This window comes from Kordia jejudonensis (assembly GCF_001005315.1).
GTDB classification, from domain to species: Bacteria; Bacteroidota; Bacteroidia; order Flavobacteriales; family Flavobacteriaceae; genus Kordia; species Kordia jejudonensis.
The window spans coordinates 1-6,124 of the sequence record NZ_LBMG01000094.1 but is presented as its reverse complement, the minus strand read 5'-3'; the positions used below and the strand labels follow the sequence as shown (position 1 = coordinate 6,124).

Below are 6,124 nucleotides of genomic sequence, written 5' to 3'. Positions count from 1 at the left end.
CATCATCTTCACTTTGATCTCCATCATCATTATTTGGCGTACTATCTGGATCAGATTGATCACTATTTATGATTTCTGCTATGTTATTATATTCCCCAACTGTTCCTGTTGGCGTATTTACTATTGCTGTTATTTCAAGAGTAGCTTGGCTTGTAACACCACTTGCTGTTAAAGTTCCAACATTCCAAATTCCTGAAATTTCATCATAATTTCCTCCACTGTTATCAGATTGATATGTATAACCTAATGGTAATTGATCTTCCAATTGAACATTGGTTGCATCGTTGGTTCCTCCATTGGTAACAGTGATTGTAAAAACTACTGAATCTCCAACATTTGCAGTCGTTGGAGTGACTGTTTTCGCTAAACTTATATCAGCAGATTGAATTGTTACTGATGCAGTAGCTTCATCATCGTCTGCTATTCCATCTCCGAAATCATCTACAGTACTATCTGTTGCTGGGTTACTATCTTCATCTACCTGATCACTGGCTATAATTTGTGCACTGTTTATGTAAGGACCAGTTTCATTTACCGTTACATTATAGGTTAATGTAATCGAATTTCCACTTGTAATACTCAAATTTGACCATGTAATTGAATTGTTACCAATATTATAAACTCCAGAATTACTAACTGTTCCAGGAACTATTGTATATCCATTAGGAATAAAATCTTCAACAGCAACACCTGTAGCATCCATATTTGCTGGATTAGCGTTATTGTTGAACACAGACAATTCGAACGTAACAATATCACCTGCATTTACTAGAGATGGTGTTACGCTTTTACTTAATTCTAAATCAGCTAACGCCGATACTTCAATTATCACACGATCAAATATTCCATTACAAACACCATTAGAGATTGACCACTGAAATTCATATGTTCCAACTGTTAATCCTGTTACTTGTGTTGTATTAGAGTTTTCATCAATAAAGTTAGCTGTTGAAGGTCCTGAAATTTGTGACCATGTACCAATACTTCCTCCCGTAGCAGGATCCGCATTCATCATTATTGTGTCTGCTATTGAAACAGATTGATCTGGTCCTGCATTAACTGCAACTGGTTGTTCATTTACAATAACTTGAACTTCATCTGTTAGTGTACAACCTCCACTCGTAACAGACCATTGAAAAACATAGGTTCCATCTATAAGGTTTGTGATTACTGTATCTTCAAAGTTTGGAGATAATATGGATGGTGTGTTAGGTCCTGATACTAAGCTCCAAGTTCCTGTTCCAGAAGTAATACTAGCAGCATCCATTGCTACTTGATCCATACAGGTATCTTGATCTGGTCCTGCGTCTGCCACTGAAGGTCTTGGTGCAGGAAATGTTATTTCAACTGTATCTATTTTAGGATCACAAGCTGAGCTTGGAGTTAATGGGAATGGACCTCCATTAGATACTGTCCATGTTAGGGTATAGGGTGTATTAATATTGTCTGGTATATTTGATAGTGTTGTTGTAGGTGAGTTTGGACTGTCGATAACTATCTGTCCTCCTGATGGATCATCTGCTGGATTGGCAAAAGACCACGTTCCTATTCCTACTGTCGGAGGTGTTGCATTTAATTGCGCATCAAATTGACATGCATTAGGTTGTGCTGGACCCGCAATTGCATCACTTGGCGGTTCAAAAGCTTCAATTCTTACTACATCTGTAAATGTTAAGCACGCTCCTTTTGTATATGTCCATTCCAAGATATATAGTCCAGGATTCACGATATTCATCGTTGTATCAAACTGTGTGTCATTGGCAAGCGTAGCTCCATTACCTCCGATAGGAAAAACGATTTCCCATTCTCCAGTTACTGCTGGTACACCTGCTATTAGTGAAGGGTCAGAACCCGCTAGTGTAACTTGATTTACTACTGGATCGTCTAAACATTTCATTTGATCTGGACCTGCATCTGGTGGTGGTGGTTGTGCTATAGTACCAACCGTTACTGTATCGACTCCAGGATCACAACTTGCGGGTCCTGATCCAGTATTTGTATTGAATGTGATATCATTAGGTTCATATTGAAATACATATTCGGTTCCTGGTGTTATTGTTGCATTTGCTGTATTGGCTCCTGTAGTCGTTATTGTAGAATTGGTTCCTGTTGAAGAAATTTGAGTCCAAGTTCCTGTAGAACCCGTTGTACCTTCAAGTAATACGCTTGTTGCCTGACATAATTGTTGATCTGATCCTGCTCCAGCTGGTACAGCAACTTCCACTTCTACATCTGCAAAAGTTGAAGGACATAATGGACTTCCTATTATGTTCCATCTAAATGTGTATGTACCAGTTGTTAGTCCACTAACGGTTGTATCGGGATCATTTACATCTGAAAATATAGGCGTATTTGGTGCTCCTGAAAGAACTGTCCAATATCCTATTTCTGTGTTTGCATCGAAATCATTACCATCAAGCGGAGTTGAAGTAGCATTACATACATTTATATCGTTTACCCCAACAGTTGCTATTGTTGGAGGAATTCCCACATTTATGGTAACACTATCAGTAGCTGTTCCGTTAGGACAGTTTCCACTCCCACGAGTTACTACCCAATCAAAAACATAGGTTCCTGAAAAAGTAAATGTTACATCACTGTTTGGATCAGTATCATCAACAAAAGTGAAGCCTCCAGGTCCAGTATTTAAAACCCACTGTCCAGTATTTCCTGATGGCAACGGATCGCTTGCATCCATCGTGAATGTTGTTTGACAACCAGATTGATCTGGTCCTGCACTTGACGTTGGTTCATCAGCAATTGTAATTTCTACAATATCTGATACAGGTTGACAACCTGCTGATGTTACCGTCCAAGTTAGTATGTATGAACCAACAGCTGGAAATGTAGCTGTTGCATTGTTGTCGTTTGCTGATGGAGCAAAAGTTACTCCTGCAAGATTACTTGTCCATTCTCCAGTTTCCCCAGCTAGAGTGTCTGGCGCACTTCCAAAAAGATTTGCTGTTAGATTACTTGCTAATTGGCAAATGTCTGTACCTGCTGAAACATTTTGTGGTCCTTGTGCTGCACTTGTTGTTATGTCTACCGTTGTACTTTCTGGCGGCGGACATGTAGCTCCTACTGAATTTATTAATGAAATCGTCCAAGTAAATGTATATAGTTGATTGTCTAATGACATTCCAGACACAATCGCATTTGGATCGTTTGGATTTGGATTTCCGTCAGCATCTGTGAAGGTAGGTCCTGTAGGGCTCACAGTCCAAGTCCCTTGTTGACCAGCTGATGGTACGTTTGCACTTAATTGAAAATTTGTATTTGGACAAACAGTTTGTGGCGCAGTATTTATTATTGGTGTGTCTATTACTGTACTATTCAATGTGATCGTTACATCATCTGGATTTGGCTGACATCCTACAGACGGACCTCCTGTAACATTATACCTAAATGTATATTGTCCTGGTACTGTGATCCCTGTAATATTTATGGATTGTGCAAATGGGTCATCAATTGTTGTTATTGCAGGTCCATCTATTTGTGACCAAACAGAAGTCCCTACAGTTATTGGGTTTCCAGATAAGTTAGCTCCTGTTACATCATTATAATTACAATCTAAAACAACATCTCCTCCTGCTGCTGGTGTAGTAGCACTTCTGGTAATAGTTATGTTTATGGTACTTGTTCCACTTGAGCAAGAAGTCAAAAGGTCTCCTGTAGTATCACGTCTGAACGCTACCGTATATGTTCCAGCGGGAAGTTCTGCTATACTACTGAGTCCGAAATGATCTAAAAAGTCTAAAGAAAAAATTCCTCCCGCAAAATTTCCTCCTCCAAAACCTCTGTAAGGTGTTGGATACGTTACCTCAGCTGGTACGTTTAAATTATCTATAGGTCCACTAACAATACTATATTGTGATCTTGTTCCATCTGTTGTTTGAATTGGAATTGGAATTTCAAAAACATTACAACCTCCAATTATGTCATTGCCCATGTTCGCTATGATTGTTGGTGTTGGACCTCTATACCGAACTCTTACGGTTGTACTATTTTCACAAGCTGGCATGCTACCAGAGACTGTGTTTGGATTTAATATAGTATACGTAAAGTCATAAGGATCATTACTACTGTCTAAACCAGTTACTAATGTTGTAGAATTATTGGGTTGATCTATCACTACATTTGGATCTGAGCCATTGTATTCCCATAAAACTGTTTCTCCTGTGAAAGTAGGTTCTACACCTACTAAAGTTGTTTCTCCTACAGTATTATCACAGAAAACAATATTATTGTTCGGTGCAGATGCCATTGTAATGTCCTGAGTAGGGTCTGGTACAATAATTGAAACAGTATCACTTCCTGTTACACATGGACCACTTACAGACCATCTAAATTCATATGTTCCTGCAACTAGTGGCGCTACAGAAGTGTTTGCATTGTTAGCATTCCCAAAAGAAGGTGTTGTTGGTCCGCTAACGAATTCCCAGATTCCTGATTGCCCTCCTAAACCACAACCTCCAAAACTTCCTGAAAGATTTGCTAATCGAGTTGCTGTATAGCATTGATCTAAAGGTTGATCAGGTCCTGCATTGACATTCTGAACTCCTCCAAAATTTGTTATTTCTATTTCTGCTACAGATATACAATCTAAATTAGGACCTAATGCATCTTCATTAATTATTGTGTAACGAATTGTAGATGTTCCGCAACTACCTTCAGGCAATACTATGGAAGTAGTACTTTGATCATCAAAATTAATACTTACACCAGCATCATTAGGCGCCAATACTTGCCATAAAACTGTCTCCCCAAACTGCGGTGCACTTCCATTTAATACTATTGTTCCTGCATCAGGACACGATTCTATATTTCCATTTGAAATAACTGCCTCTGTTATGGGCTGAACAATTACTTGCATTTCATCTTGATTGTCTCCTCCAATTGCGCAATTACCTACTAGAACAAATGTATATGTTTGACCTCCAACATATCCCGTTACTGTTGTTGTTAAAGAATTAGGGCTGTCAATGATAACAGATGGACCTCCTGTTTGAATCCATTCTGATCCAGTTGCTGGACTAGAAGGAGGACTTGATACTGAGCCTGAAAGCGTTAGTGTATCCCCAGCACAGATTACAATATCTGGTCCTGCATTTGGAGAACAATCTTGAGCATTTAATGAGCATACGCTTGAAAGCAAAATAATTACTAACGATACTAATATTTTTACGGGATAATTACTTTTCTTTTTAGTTAAGTAGTTATTGTTCATATTTTGAAGAGGTTTTGGAGGTTTTGAGTTTATTAAATAAATGTAAAAAATGAACTTTTGTTTGATTTTTTTTACTTCTAACAAATACAAGTTATCGATAAAGTGCACTTTTTGCCGATAAAAAATGTTCAGACATGTAGTTCGTAAAGAAATCATCAAGTTTTTTTATTGCACAATCAATTTTAAATCGTTCAAATACCTGAAAAACAACCTACAATTCTTTACAGTTAATTTCTTTCAACATTAAGAAATTTAATCCTATAATATACATAGTAAAGCATAAATAAGGTAAGTTAAAACCGTAAGATTAATTTAATTAAGAAACATGGATTATAACGAGAAAAAAAATAAACTAATTTAATAGGTTAGGACCTTATTGCTGACATTTTATAAGATAAGAGTCTAAACTTATAGATATCTTTTGTTTATTCAAGAGAAAAAAAACATGTTTTTATTTCCAATTTTACAAGATGTACTTTTTTTCAATTATTTATCTCTCCTTTTTAACTGAATTAAATTGGCAACATATCTATTTGTAGATTTCTGATAATGAGGTTTGAGAAGGTTAGCCAACATCTTGTTATTTTATATATACTCTTCTAATAATAATTAAAAGATGTTACACTTTTTTTCAATCTGTTATTACTAACAACAATATCAAAGACTCACTATGTAAGAGTATGATCAGTTATACACAACTCAAGTTAACTTATTAAATTACTCAATAACTTGAAAAGTTAACCAATAATTCATATTTTTGAATTATTCTATCACAAAAAATAAGAATACGCAAACGAATACGATTAGGTCATTTTTCAAATTAAAACTAAAAATAAAACCCTAAACTTCAACACTTTATTCTCTTCAAACATACAAAGGCACTGGCGAAAGCGTGAC

1 protein-coding gene is annotated in these 6,124 nt (G+C 36.7%); it reads right to left on the bottom strand.

What is annotated here, in order from left to right; all coding sequences use genetic code 11:
• On the bottom strand, nt 1–5,227 hold a 5,227-nt coding region (locus AA089_RS22505), incomplete at its 3' end, for a DUF11 domain-containing protein (RefSeq protein WP_162200474.1).
• Nucleotides 5,228–6,124: the final 897 nt, after the last annotated feature.